General features: G+C 68.4%; 14 protein-coding genes. 2 read left to right on the top strand and 12 right to left on the bottom strand.

Annotation, left to right across the window (positions count from 1 at the left end; translation table 11 throughout):
* Positions 1-122: 122 nt before the first annotated feature.
* The 8 genes from OHA73_RS32160 to OHA73_RS32125 form a co-directional block, all read right to left on the bottom strand.
* Positions 123-1,412: a sugar ABC transporter permease gene (locus OHA73_RS32160; protein WP_266718959.1), complete on the bottom strand. Its 1,290-nt coding sequence runs from the start codon at positions 1,410-1,412 to the stop codon at positions 123-125.
* A 17-nt stretch (positions 1,413-1,429) separates the two neighbouring features.
* Positions 1,430-2,221: an ATP-binding cassette domain-containing protein gene (locus OHA73_RS32155; RefSeq protein WP_266718957.1), complete on the bottom strand. Its 792-nt coding sequence runs from the start codon at positions 2,219-2,221 to the stop codon at positions 1,430-1,432.
* Positions 2,222-2,408: 187 nt separating this feature from the next.
* On the bottom strand, positions 2,409-3,527 hold the full coding sequence (locus OHA73_RS32150) for an ABC transporter substrate-binding protein (RefSeq protein WP_266715075.1): 1,119 nt from the start codon (positions 3,525-3,527) through the stop codon (positions 2,409-2,411).
* 121 nt (positions 3,528-3,648) lie between these two features.
* Positions 3,649-4,860 (bottom strand): ROK family transcriptional regulator, encoded by a 1,212-nt coding sequence (locus tag OHA73_RS32145; protein ID WP_266715074.1) that lies wholly within the window; start codon positions 4,858-4,860, stop codon positions 3,649-3,651.
* A 196-nt stretch (positions 4,861-5,056) separates the two neighbouring features.
* Entirely contained in the window at positions 5,057-5,965 is a 909-nt protein-coding gene (locus tag OHA73_RS32140; RefSeq protein WP_267068851.1) for a carbohydrate ABC transporter permease, read from the bottom strand.
* Entirely contained in the window at positions 5,962-7,020 is a 1,059-nt protein-coding gene (locus OHA73_RS32135) for a carbohydrate ABC transporter permease (RefSeq protein ID WP_267068852.1), read from the bottom strand. Before OHA73_RS32135 ends, OHA73_RS32140 begins: the two co-directional genes overlap by 4 nt.
* Positions 7,021-7,027: 7 nt before the next feature.
* Entirely contained in the window at positions 7,028-8,431 is a 1,404-nt protein-coding gene (gene ngcE / locus OHA73_RS32130; protein WP_266715071.1) for an N-acetylglucosamine/diacetylchitobiose ABC transporter substrate-binding protein, read from the bottom strand.
* A 410-nt stretch (positions 8,432-8,841) separates the two neighbouring features.
* A complete protein-coding gene (locus OHA73_RS32125; protein ID WP_267068853.1) occupies positions 8,842-9,213 on the bottom strand; it encodes a winged helix-turn-helix transcriptional regulator in 372 nt (123 codons plus the stop codon).
* A 92-nt stretch (positions 9,214-9,305) separates the two neighbouring features.
* Here OHA73_RS32125 and OHA73_RS32120 point away from each other — a divergent pair, with 92 nt between their 5' ends.
* A complete protein-coding gene (locus tag OHA73_RS32120) occupies positions 9,306-10,157 on the top strand; it encodes an SDR family oxidoreductase (RefSeq protein WP_267068854.1) in 852 nt (283 codons plus the stop codon).
* 45 nt (positions 10,158-10,202) lie between these two features.
* Here the strand turns inward: OHA73_RS32120 and OHA73_RS32115 are convergent, their stop codons facing one another.
* Positions 10,203-11,267 (bottom strand): PP2C family protein-serine/threonine phosphatase, encoded by a 1,065-nt coding sequence (locus tag OHA73_RS32115; protein ID WP_267068855.1) that lies wholly within the window; start codon positions 11,265-11,267, stop codon positions 10,203-10,205.
* Between the two features lie 259 nt (positions 11,268-11,526).
* Here OHA73_RS32115 and OHA73_RS32110 point away from each other — a divergent pair, with 259 nt between their 5' ends.
* A complete protein-coding gene (locus OHA73_RS32110; protein WP_267068856.1) occupies positions 11,527-15,399 on the top strand; it encodes a GH92 family glycosyl hydrolase in 3,873 nt (1,290 codons plus the stop codon).
* A 33-nt stretch (positions 15,400-15,432) separates the two neighbouring features.
* Here the strand turns inward: OHA73_RS32110 and OHA73_RS32105 are convergent, their stop codons facing one another.
* The 3 genes from OHA73_RS32105 to OHA73_RS32095 form a co-directional block, all read right to left on the bottom strand.
* Positions 15,433-16,953: an ABC transporter substrate-binding protein gene (locus OHA73_RS32105; protein WP_267068857.1), complete on the bottom strand. Its 1,521-nt coding sequence runs from the start codon at positions 16,951-16,953 to the stop codon at positions 15,433-15,435.
* Positions 16,953-19,109: an ATP-binding protein gene (locus OHA73_RS32100; RefSeq protein WP_327656760.1), complete on the bottom strand. Its 2,157-nt coding sequence runs from the start codon at positions 19,107-19,109 to the stop codon at positions 16,953-16,955. Before OHA73_RS32100 ends, OHA73_RS32105 begins: the two co-directional genes overlap by 1 nt.
* Before the next feature lie 106 nt (positions 19,110-19,215).
* A complete protein-coding gene (locus OHA73_RS32095; RefSeq protein WP_327656759.1) occupies positions 19,216-22,401 on the bottom strand; it encodes an NACHT domain-containing protein in 3,186 nt (1,061 codons plus the stop codon).
* Positions 22,402-22,457 lie beyond the last annotated feature (56 nt).

The raw sequence follows: 22,457 nt of genomic DNA, 5'->3' as shown, positions 1-22,457 counted from the left end.
CGCCCTCGTCACGAAACAGAACCAGCGGCACGCCCCGCACGCAGGGCGTACGCGTGACTGTGCCCGGCGTCACCATTGACGCCGGGCACAGTCGATCGAGGCCAGAAGGGGCGCGGCAGCCGTCAGGCGCGGCCGGCCGTCTTCTGGGTCTTACGGGTGATCGAGTCGATGACGACCGTGGCGAGGAGCACAGCGCCGGTGATCATGTACTGGATCGGGGTGGCGATGCCCTGGAGCTGGAGGCCGTACTGGATCGACGTGATCACCAGCACACCGAGCAGCGCGTTCCAGGTGCGGCCCCGGCCACCGAAGAGGCTGGTGCCGCCGATGACGGCCGCGGCGATGACGTTCATCAGAAGGTCACCGGCGCCGGCGCCCTGGTTGGCCGCCGCGATCTTGGAGGCCCAGAAGAGGCCGCCGACCGCCGCGAACAGGCCCGCGAGGGAGAAGACCGAGATCCGGATCGCCGTGACGTTGATGCCGGCACGCCGGGAGGCCTCGACGCTGCCGCCGAGCGCGTTGATCTTTCGGCCGTACGAAGTGCGGCGCAGCATGAAGTCGGTGCCGACGAGGACGATGCCGAACAGCAGCACCGCGAGCGGCAGCCCCTTGTACTGGTTGAAGATGATCGCCACGCCGAAGACGGCGATCGCGAGCAGCACCGTGCGCAGCACGATGTCGCTGAGCGGCCGGGACGGGATCCCCGCGGCCTCGCGGCGCCGGTTGCCGAGGAAGGTCGGCACGAAGTAGCCGAGGACCGCGATGACGGCGAGGACGTAGGCGGCGGCGACGTCCGAGAAGTAGTACGTGGTGAGCTTGCCGACCACACCGTCGCCGTCGAGGTTGATGGTGCCGTTGGAGCCCAGGATCTGGAGCATGAAGCCGTTCCAGAACAGCAGGCCCGCCAGCGTGACGGCGAAGGCGGGAGCGCCGAGCCGGGCGAAGAAGAAGCCGTGCAGGGCGCCGATGATCGCGCCCGCGGCGAGCGAGATGAGGACGGCGAGCCACTCGTTCATGCCGTGCGTGACGCTCAGCACCGCGGTGATCGCCGAGGAGACACCGGAGACGGAGCCGACCGACAGGTCGATCTCGCCGAGCATCAGCACGAAGATGATGCCGACCGACATCATGCCGGTGGCGACCATCGCGACGAAGATGTTGCTGAGATTCTCCGCGCCCAGGAACGCCGAGTTCATGCTCTGGAAGATCACGCCGATGACGATCAGGCCGATGACGACCGGGATGGCGCCCAGGTCACCGCCCTTGACCTTGCGCTTGAACTCGCTGATGTAGCCCGCGAAGCCCTGCTCGCGCACGAGGAGGCGGGGGTCGATGGCGGTCACGGCGGCGCCGGCGGCGACTCCCGGGGCGTCCACGGCGGACTCGGGCCTGTCGGCCTTGGTGACGCTCACTTCGGGCTTGTTGACGCTCACTTCTGAGCCTCCACGTTCGCGCGTGCCGCACGACGGGTCACGGCGTTGTCCGTGGCGCCGGTGATGGCGGAGATGATCTCTTCCTGGGACGTGCTCTTGACGTCGAACACGCCGTTGTTGCGGCCGAGTCGGAGCACGCCGACCTTGTCGGCGACGGCCTTCACATCGGCCATGTTGTGGCTGATGAGGATGACCGCGTGGCCGCGCTCGCGAAGGCGCTCGACGAGGTCGAGGACCTGAGCGGTCTGCTCGACGCCGAGGGCGGCGGTCGGCTCGTCGAGGATCACCAGCTTGGGCTCGCCGAGCATCGAGCGGGCGATCGCCACGACCTGGCGCTGACCGCCGGAGAGCGAGGCGACCGGGATCCGCACGCTGGGTATCCGGATCGAAAGGGTATCGAGCAGCTCCTGGGCGCGGCGCTCCATCTCGACCTCGTCGAGGATGCCGCGCTTCTTGATCTCGCGTCCCAGGAACAGGTTGCCGACGACATCGATGTTGTCGCACAGCGAGAGGTCCTGATAGACGGTCGCGATCCCCAGGTCCTGGGCATCGTGCGGCCGGTTGACGGCGACGGCCTTGCCGTGCCACTCGATGACACCGTCATCGATGGGGTGCACGCCGGCGATCGTCTTGACCAGGGTGGACTTTCCGGCACCGTTGTCGCCGACCAGGGCGACCACCTCACCGGCGTGGACTTCAAGCTCTACGTCGGTGAGCGCCTGCACGGCACCGAATCGCTTGGAGACCCCGCGCAACGCCAGCACGGGCGTAGCGGACACGTGAACCATCTCCTTCACCGCCAAAGGTCTGAACCCGGCGGGAGGTTGAACTCAGAAGAATGAGGGGGGTGTTGGTGTTCCGTCCGGCGCCCGGCCGTTGAGCTTTGCGGGGCTGTTGGCGGCGGGGCGCCGGACGTGCATCAGGGGCCCGTCAGGGCCGCAAGGGAGGCTGCTGCGCGCTCCCGGTTCACTCGGGTTACTTCAGGCCGATCTTGTCGCAGGCCTTCTTGTACTTGGCCGTGCAGATGTCGTTGACCGTGTAGTAACCCTCCTTGATGACCGTGTCCTTGATGTTGTCCTGGGTCAACGAGACCACCGGGACGATCACGGAGGGGATGCCCTTCTCGGTGCCGCTGTCGACCTTGGTGGTCTGGAGCGAGCTGTCGAGCTTACCGTCCTTGGCGATCGAGACGGCCATCTTGGCGACGGTCTCGGCCTCCTGCGGGTACGACTTGAAGACCGACATGTACTGGTCGCCGGTCACGATGCGCTGCACGCCCGCGAGTTCGGCGTCCTGGCCGGTGACCGGGGGAAGCTTGGAGACGCCCGCGCCCTTGAGCGCGGTGATGATGCCGCCGGCGAGGCCGTCGTTGGCGGAGTAGACGCCCACGATCTTGTCCTTGCCGAGGGCGGAGATCGCGGCCTCCATGCTGGCGTTGGCGTTCTCCGGCTTCCACTCCTTGGTGTCGTACTCCTTGGCGACCTTCACCTTGCCGTCGAGGACGGAGTGGGCGCCCTTCTTGAAGTCGCCGGCGTTCGGGTCCGTGGCGGCACCGTTCATCATGACGATCTCGTTGCTCGGCTTGGCCTTGTCGCCCAGGGCCTTCAGCAGGGCCTTGCCCTGAACCTTGCCGACCTCCTCGTTGTCGAACGAGGTGTAGGCGGAGATCGGGCCCTCGGCCAGGCGGTCGTAGGCGACGACGGGGATGCCCGCGTCCTTGGCCTTCTTCACACCGCCGGCGACGGCCTTGGAGTCGACCGCGTCGATGATCAGCACGTCCACCTTGTTGGTGATCATCGTGTCGATCTGCTGCGACTGGACGGACGCGTCCTGCTTGGCGTTGAGGTACTGGACCTTGCCCTTGCCATTCGTCAGCTTCTTGACCTGCTGCTCGATGATGGGCTTGTCGAACTTCTCGTAACGCGCCGTCTGGTTCTCCGGAAGGAGCAGGCCTATCTTCAGCGCATCGGTGTTCTTGGCGGTGGACTTGTCGCCCTCACCACCGGACTCCTTGGCACTGCCACAGGCGGCGAGGGACACGGCCATGGCGGTGGCACAGAATGCAACGGCGGCACGACGCATACGCGTGTTCACTTCAGAAACCTCCCTGACGAGGCCGCGTCGTTGCGGCCGAGGTGGCTGGAAGTCAACTCGGCCGCAACCGCAGCGTCAAGGAGTAAATCCTTAACGGGTTGGCAACGGTGTCATGCGTTCTCTAAGTGAAGGCAGGTGTAGCTGCGGGCACAGCACCCGCACCGGACCCGTCCAAAAGCATCGAATCGCCCATCTCGCTCAGGGCGAGGGCCAGCGCCCCGAGCACCTCCGCGCGGCCCCCCAACGCCCCTGGGAGGACCGAGAGTTGGCGTCCGGCGCTGGGGATCGCATAGCGCCCCACGGACTCCCTGATGGGCCCCAGGACCAGCTCACCGGCCTCCGCCAGATCGCCGCCGAGGACGACCCGGCTGGGGTTGAGCAGATTGCAGAGATTCGCGACGCCGGAGCCGATGTGCCGGCCCACGTCCGCGACGACGCGGCGGCAGCCCGGGTCCCCGTCGCGCGCGAGCCGCACGACGCGCTCCATCGTGAGGTCGGTGCCGTGGCTGGACTGGAGCAGCGGCAGCACGTAGCGGGCGGCGGTGAAGGTCTCCAGGCAGCCGCGGTTGCCGCAGCGGCACACGGGCCCCGACTCGTCGAGCGTGATGTGCCCGATCTCCCCCGCCGTGCCGCCGGGGCCCCGGTAGATCTTCCCGCTGATCACGAGGCCCGCACCGACACCACTGGCCACCTTGATGTACGCGAGGTCCTTCACGCCCCGGCCGCTGCCCCACACCAGCTCGCCGAGGGCGCCGAGGTTGGCGTCGTTGTCGACGTGCACCGGCACGCCGAGGCGGCGGGCGAGCTCCTCGGCCGGCTTGGTGCCGGACCAGCCCGGCAGGATCGAGGTGGAGCCGAGCGTGCCGCTCTCCACGTCGATCGGGCCCGGTACGCCGAGCCCGATGCCCGCGACCTTCGCGCGGTCCACACCGGTGGCGACGATGAGGCGCTCGACCAGCTCTTCGGCCCGGTCGAAGCCCTGCGCGGCGGAGGCGTCCACGTCGAGCGGCTCGGACTCCTCGGCGAGTACCTGGTGGGCGAGGTTGCCGACGGCCACGCGCAGGTGGGTGTGGCCGAAGTCGACGCCGATCACGATGCCCGCGTCCCCGCTCAGCGAGACGCTGCGGGCCCTTCGTCCCCCGGCCGATGTGGGCGTGACCTCGACGGTTCCGCCGTCCTTCAGCTCCCGGACGATATTGGAGACCGTCGCGGCGGACAGGCCTGTCGTCCTCGCGATCTCGGCCTGCGTGAGCGATCCGGCAAGACGTACGGCACGTACGACCCGCTCGAGATTGGCCCGGTGCAGCGAGGACTGCGACCCCGGAGTCTCCATTGACCCACCCTTAGTCCCTTGGCCCACGTCACCCTACGTGACCAGACCTTGTACAAGTTATGAACTCCAAACTCCGCTGAAGGTGTCTCCGGCGTCAAGCCCTTGACGGAAATAGCTTCTTTCCACCGTGGGCAGGAGTCGGGCCCCGGAGAGTTCTCTCTCCGGGGCCCGACCCCTGTTGCGCGACGGATGGGCCTCAGCGGAAGGTGCCCTGCGACACCGAACCGGCGATCCGGCGCTGGAAGATGACGTACACGATCAGTACGGGCACCACCGTGATCACGATCGCCGCGAACAGCGCGCCGTAGTCGATGTCGTAAACCTGCGAAGACGCGTAGGCGGCCATCCCCTGGGTCAGCACCCACTTGTCCTGGTCGGTGTTGAGCGCCACCGGCAGCAGGAACTGATTCCACAGTCCCAGGAAGTTGAAGATCGCCACCGCGGCCATGCCCGGGCTGGCCATCGGCAGCATCACCTGGAAGAACGCCCGCCATTCACCCGCGCCGTCGATCTGCGCAGCCTCGTAGACGTCATGCGGCAGTGACCGGAAGAACGCGTAGAGGAAGAACATCGTGAACGGCAGCGCGAACGCGACATAAGTGAGGATCAGTCCCGGCCGCGTGTTCAGCAGCCCGAAGTTCTGCAGCTGGAAGAAGAGCGGCACGATCGCCAGGAAGACCGGGAAGGTCAGCCCGGCGAGCATCACGTAGTAGATCACCCGGCGTCCGGGGAATTCGAACCGGGCGAGGATGTAGGCGCACATCGCGCCCAGCAGCATCACCAGGAACAGCGCGCAGACCACGACGATCACGGAATTCAGGAAGAACTTCCCGATGTTCGCGTCGGTCCACGCGTTCACGTAGTTCTCGATCCTCCAGTGACCCGGCAGCGTGAACGGCGAGGAAAGGATCTCGCTGGTCGACTTGAAGGACGACACCAGCACCCACAGCATGGGCACGATCACGATCACGGACCACAGGATCAGCAAGCCGTGCGAGAGCGCCGCGAACCTGCGGTCGCTGCTCACGACGGCGCGCGTCAGCTTCCGGTCCCGCGCCGGCTTGCGGTCGCTCGCCTGCTTCCGGTCGGCGGCTATGGCGCTCACTGAGCACCTCCCTTGGCTCCAGCACGCCGAGCCTTCAACCCTGGCGCTTTCTTCTTGCCCTCGTTCTCGCCACCGCCGCTCAGGCGGTTGACGAGGAACACCAGCGCCGCGAACACCAGGGTGACCACGGCGAGGACGACCCCCATCGCGGTGGCGTATCCGAACTGCCCCTTCCGGAACGCGGTGTTGAACAGATCCTGGCTGATCGTCAGGGTCGAGTTGTTCGGCCCACCGCCCGGCAACAGCGCCTGTACGTAGACGAACGCGTCCAGCGCGGCGATGCCCAGGTAGATGTACGCCGTCTGCACGCTGTCCCGGATCGCCGGCAGGGTGACCGAGATCGTCATCCGGAATCGGCCTGCCCCGTCGATCCTGGCCGCCTCGTACAGCTCGGAGGGAACTCCCTTGATCGCGGCGATGAAGAGCACCGCGTAGAACCCGACGAGCCCCCAGACGAAGACGAACATCAGCGCCGGCATCGCGGTCGCCTGCTCGCCCAGCCAGGAGAACTCCTCGAAGTCCAGACCGAGCTTGGTGAGGATGCCGTTGAGCAGGCCGGCGTTCGGGTCGAACATCTGCGCCCAGATCAGACCGACGATGATGGCCGGCACGACGTAGGGGAAGAACGAGATGATCCGGTAGAACGACGCTCCCCGGATCCCTCGGACGGGGCCGATGCTGGGCCCGCCCAGCGTGACAGCCACTGCGACCCCCAGGGCGAGCGTCAACGTCGCAAAGGGCACGACGGCCGCCAGCAACGCGACATTGCGCAGCGCCTTCAGGAAGATGTCGTCCTGGAACATCTTGGTGAAGTTGTCGAGCCCGATGAAGTTGAAGTCCGGGCTGAAGCCGCGCCAGTCGGTCATCGCCCAGAAGATCGCCTGGGCGAACGGGTACAGGACGAAGAGCACGAAGACGGCCAACGGGACGCCGAGGAACGCGAGGAAGAACGTCACCCGGTCGAAGGTGAGCTTGCGGCGCCGGGGCCGCCCGCCGCGAGCGGCCGGCTCGGGCCGGCGGCTCGCGGTTTTGGGATTGGTGGTCGTGTCACTCATGGCGGTGCTACTTGACCTCGAGCTTCTTGACGGAGTCGTCTTCCCGGATCTTGTCGGAGATCTTCTGCAGAGCCGAGGTCAGGCCCTTGCGGTCGAGGTCACCGGAGAGGAAGGAGTTCCACGGCACCAGCATGTCGGTGTTCATCCCGTAGGCGAAGATGAACTGGATGTTGAAGATGTTCGTGCCCGCGGCTTCGAGCATCTTCGTCTGCGAGACCAGCGCCGACGATCCGTAGCCGTCGGCGGGCACGGTGCCCTTGACGATGGTCGGGGCCTTCTTCGTCTTGGAGAAGTTGGCGGCCGCCTCCTTGGACAGCATCGCCCGCAGCGTCTCCTTACCGCCGGCCACGTTCTTGCCCTTCTTGGGAACGATGAACGGCTCGCCCGCCTCCGCGCGAATCGACTCGTAGGGCAGTTTCGGGCTGCTGGTGACCGTCATCTCCGGGATGCCGGTCATCTGGAAGTCCTTCTTGGTGGCCTTCGCCATCTCGTTCTCGATCCAGCCACCGCTCGGGTAGAGGAGAGCCTTCTGGTCGTTGCTCCAGTGCGCCTGCGCCTTCTGGAACTGGGTGCCGGAGCCACCGGGGACGAACATCTTCTCCTTGACCATGGTCTCCATGACCTTGAGGATGTCCTGGATGGCCGGCTGCGACCAGGAGTCCTTCTCCAGCTTTTCGAGAGAGAGCCGGACCTCGTCGCCCCCCTCCTTGACCGCCCCGTTGATCAGCATTGTCTGGTAGTAGGTCGCGGCTTCCTTGCCGAAGACGAAGAGGTACTTGCCCTTCTTCTTCGCCTTCTGGCCGAGGTCGAGCGCTTCGTCCCAGGTCTTCGGCGGGGTCCAGCTGTTCTCTTCGAACAGCGTCTTCGAGTACCAGACGCCGTACACCGTCATCACGTAGTTGAGCCCGACGAACTTGCCGTTGTACGTGCCGGGTTCCTTGACGTTGGGGTAGACCGTGTCGGCGATCTTCTTGCCCTCGTAGTTGTTGGCCTCGAAGACGTCGTCGAGCTCCTCGAGCTGGTCGAGGATGCCGAGGAAGCCGATCTGGTCCTCACCGGAGTTGTCGATGAGGTCCGGCGGGTTGCCGCCGACGAACCGGGGCTGGAGCTCCGGGGCGATGTCGACGACCGGCTTGACGTCGACCTTGACTCCGGCGATCTGGGATCCGATGACCTTGTTGACGTAGTCGACGTAGTCGGTGCCGTAGCCGCCGTCGAAGATGGCCGCGTCGACCTTGGAGTTCTTGGCGACACCGAACGGGTTCTTGCTGCTCGACTTGCCCTTCGAGCCGTCGTTGCTGTCGTCGCTGGAGGGGGAGCCACACGCAACGGCGAACGAACCCATGGCCGCGGTGGCGATCGCCCCGCGCAGGAGCGTCCGCCTGTCAAGAGAGCCGGCACGAATGGTCATCTCTGCATCCTCACTGAACTGATCGATTGGATCTCTGACGGTTTGCTGCATGTTCGGCTGCCGGGCCAGATTGGCCATGCGCGTGCCGCACTTCTCCGTGAGCGCGTCCTGGTTTCGGTGCCCCTCAGAGGCACCGATGGTGATCAGCTGAGCGATGTCGGACAAGGCGTAACGCAGGTGGAGCTGGGTGGTACCCGCCCGGCAGGACGCACGGCCGGGGCGGTGGCGACAGGTATAGTCCACTCACTGTGAGGGGGGCAAGATCGAATGCAGGTTTGGGCATCGGTCTTTTCCGAGTTGAGACCTCCCGGAAATACGTCGCACGAGCGACGAACCGAGCTTTCCAACTTCCTTGCATACAAAGGGTGTAACGGAATGCGTCGCGCCGCTTGTGGAATCCCGCTTTTCGGCTATCGCTCGCCGCGGGGCGGAAGACGCCGCGTGATCCGGTCGAACAGGTCCGTCAGCGGCTCGCCGACATCCCGGCCGAACTCCGTCAGTCCGTACGTGACTTGGGGCGGGGTCGTCGGTTCGACCTTCCGCCAGACCAGTCCGTCCTTGACCAGCGCGCGCAGGGTCTGGGCGAGCATCTTCTCGCTGACGCCCTGGATGCTGTCGCGCAGCTCGTAGAACCGAAGGTCGTTGCTCCGCAAGGAGATCAGGACCCAGATACCCCATCGGCTGGTGACGTGGTCGACCATGTCGCGCGCCGGGCAGTCGGTGTGAAACACCTCATACCGAGCGTCCGCCCCACCCTGTGTCAACTGCACACTTTCCCCCATGTCTTGAGCTTACCTCCGGGTATGTTCTTACGGAAAGTAAGTCCGGGTCCTAGCGTCAATTGCCTTAGCGAACAACGGACTTGGAGCTGAAAATGATCGTGGTAACCGGAGCTACCGGAAACGTGGGCCGGCCTTTGACGCAGGCCCTGGCCGAGGCGGGCGAGCAGGTGACGGCCGTGTCGCGGAACGCGGCGCAGGCGTCGGCGGCGACGCCTGACGGGGTTCGGCACGTGGCGGCCGACCTGTCCCAACCGGCGGGCCTCGCACCCGCGTTGGACGGGGCGAAGGCACTGTTCCTCTTGCTCTCCGGCGACCTGCACGCACCTGACGCCAGGCCGGCCGACATCATCGACCTGGCCGCGGCCAACGGGGTTCGCCGGGTCGTCCTGCTGTCCTCGCAGGGCGTGTCGACCAGGCCGCTCGGTACAACGCGGGTCGCGATGCGCGCCCTTGAGGACTCGTTGCGGGAGTCGGGCCTGGACTGGGCGGTCGTGCGACCGGGCGGTTTCGCCTCCAACGCGCTGGCCTGGGCGGAGTCCGTCCGTACGCAGGGGACGGTCGCCGCACCCTTCGGGGATGTCGGGGTTCCGGTCGTCGATCCGGCGGACATCGCCGAGGTCGCGGCCGCCTGCCTGCTGGACGACCGGCACTCCGGCGGGGTCTACGAACTGACCGGCCCCGAGGTGATCACGCCGCGCGGGCAGGCGGCGGCCATCGCGGCCGCGCTCGGCTCACCGGTGCGGTTCCAGGAGCTCACCCGCGACGAGGCCAAAGCCGCGATGACCCGGTTCGTACCGCCGGAGCTCGCCGACGACACGCTGGACATCATCGGCGCCCCGAACGCCGCCGAGCTGCGGATCAGCCCGGACGTGGAACGGGTCACCGGCCACGCCCCACGCCCCTTCGGCGACTGGGTCGCCCGCAACCTCGCCGCTTTCGGCTGAGGCAAAGGGCGCGGGCGTATCGGCAGGGGCGGGCGCCGGGACCGTCTACACCGGCGTGCGGTACTCCATGAGCAGCAACGCGGAATCGTCGTCCACACCCGAGTCCGTGTGCGCCTGCACATCGCCGCGCAACCGCACCAGGCAGTCGTCGAGGGACTCGCCGCGCAGCAGTGAGACGCGCTGGACGAGCGGATAGAAGGCGTCCTCCGCGTCCCTCGCCTCGGCGAGCCCGTCGGTGTAGAGGAGCACGCGGTCGCCGTCCGCCAGCTCGACGTGGCTCGGGCGCGGCGGGTCCTGCTCCAGCCAGTCGAGGCCGAACGGCAGGGCGGGGCTCGGCGGGTGCGCGAGCTCGTGGCTGCCGTCGGCCCGCACGACGAGCGGCGGCGGATGCCCGAAGGAGAGCAGCGTGAGCCGTCCCGACGGGGCGAGTTCGGCGAGGACCGCGGTGACGAACTGCTCGTCGACGCCCCTGCGGCCGAGCGCCCCGGACATCTTGGCGGCGACCTCGTCCAGGTCCGCCGCGTCATGGGCGCTCATCCGGAAGGCGCTGAGCATGATGGTGGCCGTGCGCACGGCGCCGAGTCCCTTGCCCTGTACGTCGCCGATGACGACGCGCACACCGCCTTCGCGCGCCGGGACCGCCTCGTAGAAGTCGCCGCCGATCCGGGCGTCCTCGGTGGCGGAGACGTAGGAGGCGGCGATCCGGGCGGGTTCGGTGTCCTGCGGCACCGGGGCGAGGATGACGCCCTGCACGAACTCGGAGATCCGGCGCTGCCTGGCGGCCCGCTGCTCGTGCTGCACGCGCGCGTGCGCGGCGAAGGCGGAGGCCACGGTCACCAGGGCCACGCTGACGAGAGCCACCACACCGCGCCGGGTGAAGAGCAGGTCGTCGTACACCGCCACCGCGGCGCACAGCACCAAGGAGACGAGTCCGCAGGTGACGACCTGGCGGGCCGCCGCGCAGCAGGCCGTGAGCGCGGGCCCGACCGCGAACAGGGGCAGCAGGCCGACCTCCGCCCCGAGCACCACGTCGAGCACCGCGACACCGGCCGCGGCGACGAGGCCGGGGCAGAGCGCGGCGGGCCACGCGGGGAGCGCGGGAGCGCGCATGACGCCTCCTGGGGCGCCCAGCAAAAGGGCGCAAATGGGAGTTTTTACCAAGATTTGCCACTGTACATCGGCGATTCACCCAAGCGACCGGGCGATCACAGCCCGTTAAGAAGGGGCGCACACGGCGTGTCGGACCCACCCTTCCCACCCGAACCGCCCAAAGGGTTCAACACCCTTGACACCGCTGGGGACTTGAGCCCCTACTGGACCCTGTTCACCAACTGACAACGTTGTCCAGTAGCCGGAGGGTGCGCCCTTTATGCGTGGCGATTCCAGACAGCTCAGATCCAGACACAGACTCGGGACCGTGGCCGCGCTCGGCGCGGCCGCTCTTGTGCTCACGGCGGCAGGACAGGGCCTCGGCCCCGCCCCCACCGCGCACGCCGCCGAGGGGAAGCCGGAGTTCCGCTCCTCCTTCGAGGCAGGTCAGCCCGCCCCCGACTGGCTGAACACCGTCGACACCGACGCCGACGGCGGCAAGCGGGCGAGCGGGGTCGACGGCGCGTACAGCAGCGGCATGCCGGGGAATGTGAACGGCCATGTCACCGACATCCGGGCCAGCGGCGAGAACGCGGGCGGCGGTGAGACCAAGGAGAACCTCGTCGACGGCGAGGCGACGACCAAGTGGCTGGCGCTCACGCCGACGGCCTGGGTCGAGTACGACCTCGACGAGCCGGTCAAGATCTCCAAGTACGCGCTCACGTCGGCCAATGACCACGACGAGCGCGACCCGAAGGACTGGACCCTGAAGGGTTCGACGGACGGCAAGGAGTGGAAGACGCTCGACTCCCGCTCCGGTGAGACGTTCGACAAGCGCCAGCAGCTGAAGTCGTACGACATACAGAGCCCGGCGGACTACTCCCACTTCCGTATCGAGTTCACGAAGAACAACGGCGCGAGCGACGCGGTGCAGCTCGCCGACCTCCAGCTGTCGACCGGCGGCGACTCCACCCCGGCCCCCGAGGACATGCTCTCGCTGGTGGACCGCGGGCCGACGGCCTCGCCGACCGCCAAGGCGGGCGTCGGCTTCACCGGTACGCGCGCGCTGCGCTACGCGGGTACGCACAAGGGTGACGGTCGCGCCTACTCGTACAACAAGGTCTTCGACGTCGATGTGGCGGTGGCCAAGGACACCGAGCTCGCGTACAAGATCTTCCCGTCCATGGCAGCAGGGGACCGCGACTACGACGCCACGAACGTCTCCGTCGACCTCGCCTTCACCGACGGCACGTACCTCAGCGACCTCAAGGCCCTCGACTCCTACGGCGGGGCGCTGACCCCGCAGGGGCAGGGCGCGGCCAAGCGGCTCTACGTGAACCAGTGGAACGCCGTGAAGTCCGGGATCGGGTCCGTCGCGGCCGGCAAGACGGTCGACCGGGTCCTCGTCGCGTACGACTCCCCCAAGGGGCCGGCGAAGTTCCGTGGCTGGCTCGACGACGTGAGCATCGCGAAGGCCCGACCGGCGAAGCCGAAGGCGCACCTGAGCGACTACGCGTCCACGACGCGCGGCACGAACTCCACCGGTGACTTCTCGCGCGGCAACACCTTCCCGGCGACGGCCGTCCCGCACGGCTTCAACTTCTGGACGCCGGTGACCAACGCGGGCTCGCTGAGCTGGCTGTACGACTACGCGCGCGACAACAACGCGGACAACCTGCCCACGATGGAGGCGTTCGCGGCGAGCCATGAGCCGAGCCCGTGGATGGGCGACCGGCAGACCTTCCAGGTGATGCCGTCGGCGAAGTCGGGCGACGCGCTCGACACGTCCCGCTCGGGCCGCGCGCTGCCGTTCAAGCACGACGACGAGACGGCGACGCCCTCGTACTACGGCGTGAAGTTCCAGAACGGTGTGCGGGCGGAGATGGCGCCGACCGACCACGCGGCGGCGCTCCGCTTCAGCTATCCCGACGACGACGCGAGCGTGGTCTTCGACAACGTCTCCGACCAGGGCGGCCTCACGCTCGACAAGGAGAACGGGGTCGTCACGGGCTACTCGGACGTGAAGTCGGGCCTGTCGGCGGGCGCGACGCGACTGTTCGTCTACGGCGTCTTCGACAAGCCGGTGAAGGACGCCGACTCGTCGGGCGTGAAGGGCCACTTCACGTTCGACGCGGGCAAGGACCGCACGGTCACGCTGCGCCTCGCCACGTCCCTGATCGGCCTCGACCAGGCAAAGGACAACCTGGCGCAGGAGCTGCCGCAGAAGCGGTCCTTCACGGACGTACGGAACGCGGCGCGCGCCCAGTGGGACACGCTGATGAAGAAGGTGGAGGTCGAGGGCGCGACGGACGACCAGCGCACGGCGCTGTACTCGTCGCTGTACCGCCTGTACCTGTACCCCAACTCCGGTTTCGAGAAGGTCCGTTCGCAGGGCGGTAAGGGCAAGTCGACGTACAAGTACGCCTCCCCGTTCTCGCCGATGCCGGGTCCGGACACCCCGACCCACACCGGCGCGAAGATCGTCGAGGGCAAGCCGTATGTGAACAACGGCTTCTGGGACACGTATCGGACCACCTGGCCCGCCTATTCGCTGCTGACGCCGAAGAAGGCCGGTGAGCTGGTCGACGGGTTCGTGCAGCAGTACCGGGACGGCGGCTGGACCTCGCGCTGGTCGTCCCCCGGCTACGCGGACCTGATGACCGGCACCTCCTCCGACGTGGCCTTCGCGGACGCGTACGTGAAGGGTGTCGACGACTTCGACGTGGAGTCGGCGTACAAGGCGGCCGTGAAGAACGCGACCGTGGTGGCGCCGACGGCCGGTGTGGGCCGCAAGGGCATGGAGACGTCGCCCTTCCTCGGCTACACGCCGTCGGAGACGCACGAGGGCATGTCGTGGGCGATGGAGGGATACCTCAACGACTACGGCATCGCGGAGATGGGCCAGAAGCTCTACAAGAAGACCGGCGAGAAGCATTACAAGGAGGAGTCGGAGTACTTCCTCAACCGCGCCCGTGACTACGTCAACATGTTCGACGACAAGGCGGCCGGTGGGAGCTCCAGTCCCGGCTTCTTCCAGGGCAAGGGCAAGGACGGCAACTGGCGTGTGAAGTCCCAAGACTTCGACCCGGCGATCTGGGGCTACGACTACACGGAGACCAACGCCTGGGGCTACGCGTTCACCGCCGTCCAGGACAGCCGCGGCCTCGCCAATCTGTACGGCGGCCGCAGCGGTCTCGCCAAGAAGCTCGACACGTACTTCGACACTCCGGAGACCGGCTCCAAGGACGTCGCCGGATCGTACGGCGGAGTCATCCACGAGATGACCGAGGCGCGTGACGTACGGATGGGCATGTACGGCCACTCGAACCAGGTCGCGCACCACGTCACGTACATGTACGACGCGGCGGGCCAGCCGTGGAAGACGCAGGAGAAGGTCCGCGAGGTCCTTTCCCGGCTCTACACCGGCAGCGAGATCGGGCAGGGCTACCACGGCGACGAGGACAACGGCGAGCAGTCGGCCTGGTACCTGTTCTCCTCGCTGGGCTTCTACCCGCTGGTCATGGGCAGCGGCGAATACGCCATCGGTTCCCCGCAGTTCACGAAAATGACGCTGCACCTGGACGGCGGCAAGGACCTCGTCGTCAAGGCGCCGAAGAACAGCGCGAAGAACATCTACGTGCAGGGCGTGAAGGTCAACGGCCGTACGTGGACGAAGACTTCGCTGCCGCACTCGGCGATCGCCAAGGGCGGCGTCATCGAGTTCGCGATGGGTGACAAGCCGTCGAAGTGGGGCACGGGCGCCGACGCGGCGCCGACGTCGATCACGAACGACGACAAGGTGCCCTCGCCACGCTCGGACGCGATCACCGGTTCGGGTCCGCTCTTCGACAACACCTCTGACACGAGCGCGAGTTCGGAGTCGGTGGAGCTGCCGGTGGGCGCGGACGGCGCGAAGGCGGTCCAGTACACGCTGACGTCGGAGGACAAGGCGAAGGCGCCGACCGGCTGGAAGCTGGAGGCGTCGGACGACGCCAAGGCCTGGAAGACCATCGACCAGCGCTCCGGCGAGTCCTTCGCCTGGGACAAGCAGACACGGGCGTTCTCCGTACCGTCCCCGGCGGCGCATCAGCACTACCGGCTGGTGTTCACCGGCGGGGCGGCGACGGTGGCGGAGGTCGAGCTGCTGTCGTGACGCGGTCCCGGGTGGCGTGCCGCGCGCGGCGCGTCACCCGGGGCAGTCGCCCTTGTCGTAGGTTCGGTACAGCGACAGCTTTCGGTTGTGGTGTGGTGCGGGGAACTCCACGACCGGCACCGGCTTGCACGTCGACCATCTGTTGTTCGTGCTCTGGCCCGCGAAGCCGTACGTTCCCGTGGCCCCTTGGAGCATGCCCGTGCTGTTGACGGTGGACTGCGACAGCGTCGTGTACAGCTCCTGCTTGGTGGGCAGTTGCTCGGTGTCCTTGTCCTTGTTCATCTCGACGAAGGTGCGCTTCATCGCCTCGGTGAGCAGCCGGAGGCCGTCGTAGTACGAGGCCGCGTAGCCGTCGTCCAGGGGCTTCTCGCCCAGCGTGTGCGCGGACTTGAGCTCGTTGAACTGGTCGAGGAAGTCGTCGATGCCGGCGGGGCGGTCCGCGGAGCCCTTCTTCTCCCAGCCCGGGTCGAAGGAGGCGGCGTCGACGATCGTGGCCTTCGCCTTCTTCAGATCGCGCTCGACCTCCTTCCTGGTGAGGCTGGGCTCAAGGCCTATGCCGGTCTTCACGATGCGCAGAGGGCTGCCGTGGTTGCAGCTGCCCGCGTCGGAGAGGGCGTCGATGAAGCCCGGGAGGTCCTGGTCGCGGCCCGCGTAGAAGACCGTGTCCGTGCGCTCGCTGCAGATCTTGTTGACCGCGTCGACGAAGATGCCCGGCTCGCCCTCGTCACTGCCGGAGGAACCGGTGAAGAGCGACGATCTGGTGGTGAGGCCGTAGTCCTTGGCGAAGCGGCTCTTGAGGGTGTTCGTCAGATCCGCCGAGTACACGTCGCCCGTGTGCCGGTCGAGGAGCAGCAGCCCCTTCTTCTTTCCCTGCGGGTACGTGTCGAGGTAGTGCTTCAGGGCGTTCGCGAACTCCTTGTCGTCCGGCGACGTCTTGAAGAAGTACTCGAAGTTCATCGACGAGGCGTTGATCACCGGCCCCACCGTGGGGATCTTGCGGGTGCTCAGCTCCTCGAGGGCCTGTTTGGTGTCCGTCTGGCTGCTGGGGATGCCCGTGACGCCGACGAGCGGGTGCTTCGGGTCCGCGGACAGTTCGCCCAACTTATCGACCACCGGCCGCCATTGGTCGAGCTGCCGGCCGACCGGCGCGAGCATCAGCTGGACCTGCGGGCCGCCCGCCCCTGCGTTCGCTTCCTTGAGCGCGGCGAGGGAGCCCGCGAGGGCGCGGCGGATCATGTCGCCGGTCATCGCGCTCGTGTCTCCGGAGGTGAAGGACATCATCAGGGCGACACGGACGTAGGGAGTGCCGCTCTCCGAGGCGACCTGGTCGTTCTCGTCGGCGATGGCGTCGAGGAGCGAGCCGATGCCTTCGTCGGCCTCGAAGGACCGGGTGGTCACGCCGATGCACTGCCCGTCGATGTCGCTCAGCCCGTTGTCGCACTTGCGCAGCAGCTTCGAGCCGCCGTAGATCCCGCCCGCCACGAGCGCGAGCACGACGAGCACCGCGACGCACCAGTCCAGCGGACCCCACTCCCTGATCCTGCTGCCGAACATCAGCCTCCCTCCCCGGAGTTGGCGCTTGCGGGAACGGGCAGTTCCTGCCTCTTGCGGGCGGCCGTAGGCCAGTCTCGGGCCGCCTGGCCGAGGGCCGCGTACCAGGTGGGGTGGCGGCGGGCGAGGAAGCCCAGCTCCTCCCCCACGGCCCTGCACATCCGGTCGGCGTCCGGGTCGAGCGCCGCGTCGGCGTACGGCTCGGAGAGGTACCACAGGGCGTGCAGCAGGCGGTTGATGCTGCGTCCCGAGGGGTCGAGGCGTGCGTAGCGGGCCGCGTGCTCGCCGTCGGCGATCTCGACGCGCTGGTCGCGCCAGGTCTCGTCGGCGGGCGGCACGGGTGCGCTGGCGCAGCGCTGGAGGCACAACAGCCAGTGCTCGACGCTCTGTTCGGCCTCTTCCGCGTCGAACTCGTCGGCGAGCATCGCGACGACCTGTTGCGGGTTTCCGGCGGCGAGGTTGTGGCGCAGGGCGTCGGCCTCCTCGGTCTCGGCGCGCTGGACGTGGTGGAGGTGGAGGAACGCGTGCACGGAGCGCCAGCCGTGCGGTTCGTCGCCCGGCGGCAGGGTGCGCCGCGCCTCGTGGACGAGGAGGGTGCGCAGCAGCCCGCTGGTGACCAGCGGCCCGTCGGAGGTCGGGAGTTCCTGCCACTTGCGCTCGACGAGGTACTGCGCGGCGGCCGTGGCGGGCAGCTGCTCGGGCCCGACGAGGCCGAGGTCCTGGGCGAGCGCCTCGGCCGCCTTGGAGTCCCTGGCGAGGCAGAGCTTGACGAGGCGGTCGCGCTGTCTGCGGTCGGGCAGCAGGTCCCGCAGCAGCACCTCGGTGACGGCGCGGCCGCCCTCGACGCGCAGGTCGAGCAGGTCGCGCGGGACGACGGTGCGGTTCTGCTTGGCGGTCTCGACGGCGGCGTCGGCGAGGACGGTGCTGGCCGAGGGGTGTCCGCCGGTGAGCGCGTGCAGCGCGGAGGCGAGGTGCGGGTGGAGCAGGCGCGAGGACGCCCGGTCGAGCATGGAAAGGATGTCGTCCCTGGTCAGCGGGGTGAGCGGGAGGACGAGGAGGCCCTCGGACGGCTCGTGTCCTGTCCGCTTCCACAGGGTGGCGGCGTGTCCGGGTCGTCTGACGCCGCCGGGCGGCAGCAGGTCGACGAGTTCCCGGCGTACGGCGTACGGCGCGTCCTCGCGCGGCAGGTCGCCGAGCCGGGTGGCGACGACGACGGTCCGGTCGTCGTACTTGCGCTCCCCCAGGGCCCGCTGCTCCAGGAGGAGTTCCAGGAAGCGGTTGCCCGCGGGGGTGTGTGCCTCGTCGAGCAGGATCAGCGGCCATGGCTCACGGTTGAGCCGGCGCACCACACCGTGGGCGTGGGCCAGCTCCTCCAGGAAGGCGGCGGTCAGGGCCTGTTCCGCCGCGTGGAGGTAGTCGCCGCCGCGGTGGAAGCGTCGGGACAGCAGCCACAGCGGGTCCTCTTCGGCGATGGTGCCGTCGGGCGTGGTGTGCCGCTTGCGGAACCAGGTGCGGGCCGGGTCGAGGGGCATCCTGGCGGCGAGCTGGCGCAGCAGGGCGGCGGTGACGGGTTGTGTCCCGTCCGGGTCGTCGGGGTCGCCGTCGCGGGCGGCGGCCCGGCTGAGCGAGGTCTCGACCTGGGTGGCCCAGTCGCGGGCGACCTCGCGTTCGGCGCCGCGCGCGAGGCCGCTCGCGATGAGCATCCGGGCGTGCCGGCGGCACACCTCGTCGCGCTCGTCCGTCTGCCCCACGTGCCAGCCGGACACGGCGAACAGGGCGGGCAGCAGCGTCCGGAAGATGCCGTACGTGGGGGTGAGCGCGCACACGAGGCGCTCCAGGATCTCGGCGGGCGACGCGGCGTTCTGCGGCGGCACGCTGCCCTCGGGGACCTCCTCGGTGAGGCCGGCCGCGACCGAGCCCGGCACGACGGCGCGCACATGGGCGAGCGGGAGGCGGCCCCGGTAGCCGCGGGCGAGGGTGTCGAGGAGGGCGCTGCGTCCGGTGCCGTGCTCGCCGGTGAGCAGCACGACGGGCACGCCGGAGCCGAACTCGCGCTTCGTGCGGGCGCGTTCGTAGAAGGCGAGCCCGGTGAGCGAGGGGACGAGCGATCCCACCAGGGGTTCGCGCCCGTACAGAAAGGGCGCCTTGGGCCGGGCCATCTTCGGCTGTCCTGCTTCCCTAGGGATCGTCAACTACAGCGTGAACCCTAGAACTTACCTGTGACGCCGATCTCTTGCCAGATGGACCACAAGGCCGCGGAGCCCTTTACGGTTGCGGATAAATCTCCAGCTCGGCACCCTCGGGCAGCTCCTCGACGCCCTGGATGACGCCGCCCGGATAGGCGATCCGGACCCTGCGCAGCGACGCGATTCCCTTGAGCGGGGCGAGGTCGATGTCGCCCCCCTGCGTCACGTGCAGCTCCTCAAGACCTTGCAAGCGGCGGGACATGCGCCGCAGTTGCAGCGGGGTGCCCTGCTGGGCGTACACGTAGAGCTTGGTCAACTGCGGGATCTGGCTGGTCGGGTTGAAGAGGAGGGTGCTGAGCTGCTCGGCCGAGAGGCAGAGCGTGCGCAGTTCGGGCAGCCGGCCGAGGAGTGCGCCCCAGCCGTCGGGCAGCAGCCGGCTGCTCGCGTCCTGGAGGTGCAGCTCCTCCAGCGCGACGCACCGGGTGATGTCGGAGAGGTCGGAGGTGCCGGGCGGCAGCGACAGCGTCTTGAGCCGGCCGGGCCTGGGCAGTTCGGCGACGCCGCGCCAGGGGACGCCCGCGCCGATGCGCAGGGCTTCGAGGCGCGCGCACTGGTCGAGCTGCTCCAGCGGCTCGAACTGCGGCACGTTCTCCAGGACGAGGCTGCGCAGTTGAGGGAGGCCGGTGAGCGGCTGCGGGTCCTTGACGTTGCGGCAGCCCTGGAGGGTGAGGCTCTCCAGGTGCTGGAAGTCGTGGAGGAGGGACAGGTCGTCGATCTGTAGCGCGCCGCGCAGCCGCAGCTCGCGCAGGTGTTCCGGGGACAGGGCGGCGCGTACGGCGTCGGGGGCGAAGTCGCCGTGGATGCCCACGCGCTCGCATCCCGGAAGCCGTGAGAGGGCGTCGAGTTCGGCCTGCGAGCGGACGGTGACGGGTTCGCCGGGCGCGGCTTCGAGGAGCGGCGCGATGATCTCGCGGGCGTACGTCTCGGTGTCGAAGCGGTCCCAGTGGCCGAGGAGTTGGGCCCGCACGGTGGACTGGGAGGTGGTGAGGAACTCGCGCAGCCGCGGGATGGCGGCGTCGCCGCCGATCTGGCAGATGGCGTGCGCGGTCGCCAGCTCGGCGTCCCCGTCGAGTTCATCGGCCCTCGGGAGCAGCCCGAGCAGCAGCGGCCCCGTACGTGCCAGGACGCGCGCCTGGCGCAGGCTGCGCGGCGGGAGCATGCTCGCGGCCTCGGCCTCGATGGTCTGCCGCACGGCGGGTTCGAGCCGCGTGGCCTGTTCGAGGGATGCGAGCGCCAGGAGGCGGATCCTGGCCTGGACGGTGACGTCCTTCTCTCGCTTTCCGCGGTCGCTGAGGCGCATCAGCAGGTCGGCCCGCCCATTGTGATCGGCTTGCGCGACAGCCATCTGCACCACGTCCTCCCACTGGTCCATGTGAGCGTGTTTCACCAGCATGCCGAAGTCACGGTCCTCAAGAACAGCCTTGGCACCCAGGTAGTCCTGAAACGTACGATGAATGAAGTCAACGGCTCCCGGAGCGGGCTCGCGGAGCAGTCCGGAGCGCTCCAGCAGGTATTCCAGCGCGTGCTCGGGCCCGCCGAGCCGTTCGAGACTCGGCACCTGCGGCTGGAGTCTGCTCAGCTCATGGATGGCGTCGTCGCGCTCCATCTGCGTGTCGTCGTTGCGGATCAGCCGGTACGCGAGCCGTTTGAGCGGCTCGGTCGCGGACTCCTCGTCGAGCCGGGGCCGGTCGTCGCCCCGCCCGTACAGGTCCCGCTCCACGTCGCGCCGCTCAAGGAGCATGGACAGGGCGGCCCGGTAGAGCGAGGCCCGCCCGTTCGGCAGAAAACCCCGGCGCTCGCGGTGCAGGGCGCAAATGAGGCTGCACATCAGGGGGTTGGTGGCGAGACGGCTCAACTCGGGGTTGGAGCGCAGGGATTCGACGAGCTCCTCGCCGAGCCCTTCGCGCGCCCCGGCCGCGATGTGCCACCGCGCGATGAAGCGGCGCAGATCCTCGGAGCCGAGCGGGTTGAGGCTCAGCTCGTGGAAGCCCTCGCTGCGCAGCCAGCCCGGTTCGAGCGCGGAGGGCCGGGTGGTGCACAGCCACAGGTTGCCCGGAAACTGCTGCACGAGGTCGCGCAGCCACTGGCGGGCGCGCCGCCGGTCGGCCTTGGGGATCTCGTCGAGGCCGTCGACGAGCAGCACCGCGCGGCCGTTGCGCAGAACGCGGACGACCCAGCCGTCGGGTTCGCTGCCGCTGAGGCCGCAGCGAATCCACTCCAAGAACTCCTCGGGCAGCGGGAGTTCGGACCCTTGGCGGGCGAGGGTGCGCAGCGGCAGCACGAACGGGACGCGCCCGATCAGCTGCGGCAGCGCGACGGGCACGGCCTCCTGACGCGCGGTGGTCAGCGCGAGCCACTGCACGAGCGTCGTCTTGCCGGTGCCGGCGAGGCCGTGCAGCAGGACCTTGCCGCGCCCGGCGAGCGCGGTCTCGACGCTCTCCTCGGGCACGGTCTCGTAGTCGCCGTCCTCCTCCGCGGCCACGATCGGTACGGCGGTGAGGCTCAAGTAGGCGTCGTCGAGCGGCCATTCGGGTCCGGCGGGGTCGCGCAGGTCGACGCCGTAGATCGTGAGCTGACCGTGCTTCCCGACGACGTAGTCGGCGTACTGCTCCTCGAAGCGGATGTCGGCGGCCTGGTGGTCCTCACCGGACACGGTCCGCAGCACGCGCTCCAACAGCTCCTTCTGTTCGCGGAGTTGGCGAAAGTTCGACAACTGGGCGCGGGCCTCGAAGCCGGGGCGTTCGGTGAAGAATCGCACGAGGTGCACGCAGGCGGTGACGAGCAGCGCGTCGTGGAAGCGGGCCGCGTCCGCGGTGAGCAGCCCCTTGATGTCCGCCTCCGCCGCGCTGGACAGCGTGGCGGCCAGTTCCTCGGGCCCGAGCACCACCACGTCGACGTCGTTCATGTCGAGCTGGCCGAGCGCGAAGAGCGTACGGGTGAGGGCCTGGCCCACCGCGTCGTGCTCGTCGTCGGGCAGCCTGGCCTCGTGCGGCGGCGCGGCCCGCACGGCGCGGCGCACCAGCTCCCGCGAAAGGCGGTGCATGTCGTCACGGCTGAGGGCGGGATGATCGCCGACGAAGGACAGCAACGACCGTACGCGCACGGGCTTTTCACCGGGGAACTCGGCTCCCGCCACCTTCGCCGGAGGCAGCACGAACCGCTTCAGCAGCGGCACCACCACCGAGGACGCGAGCTTCAGCCCCATTGCGCCCAGTTCCACCGCTCACCCCCGTCGCCCACGTGTCTCCTACTTTACGTGTA

This window comes from Streptomyces sp. NBC_00483 (assembly GCF_036013745.1).
Taxonomy (GTDB): Bacteria; Actinomycetota; Actinomycetes; order Streptomycetales; family Streptomycetaceae; genus Streptomyces.
The sequence above is the reverse complement of the archived record's forward strand: the minus strand, read 5'-3'. Positions and strand labels throughout refer to the sequence as shown.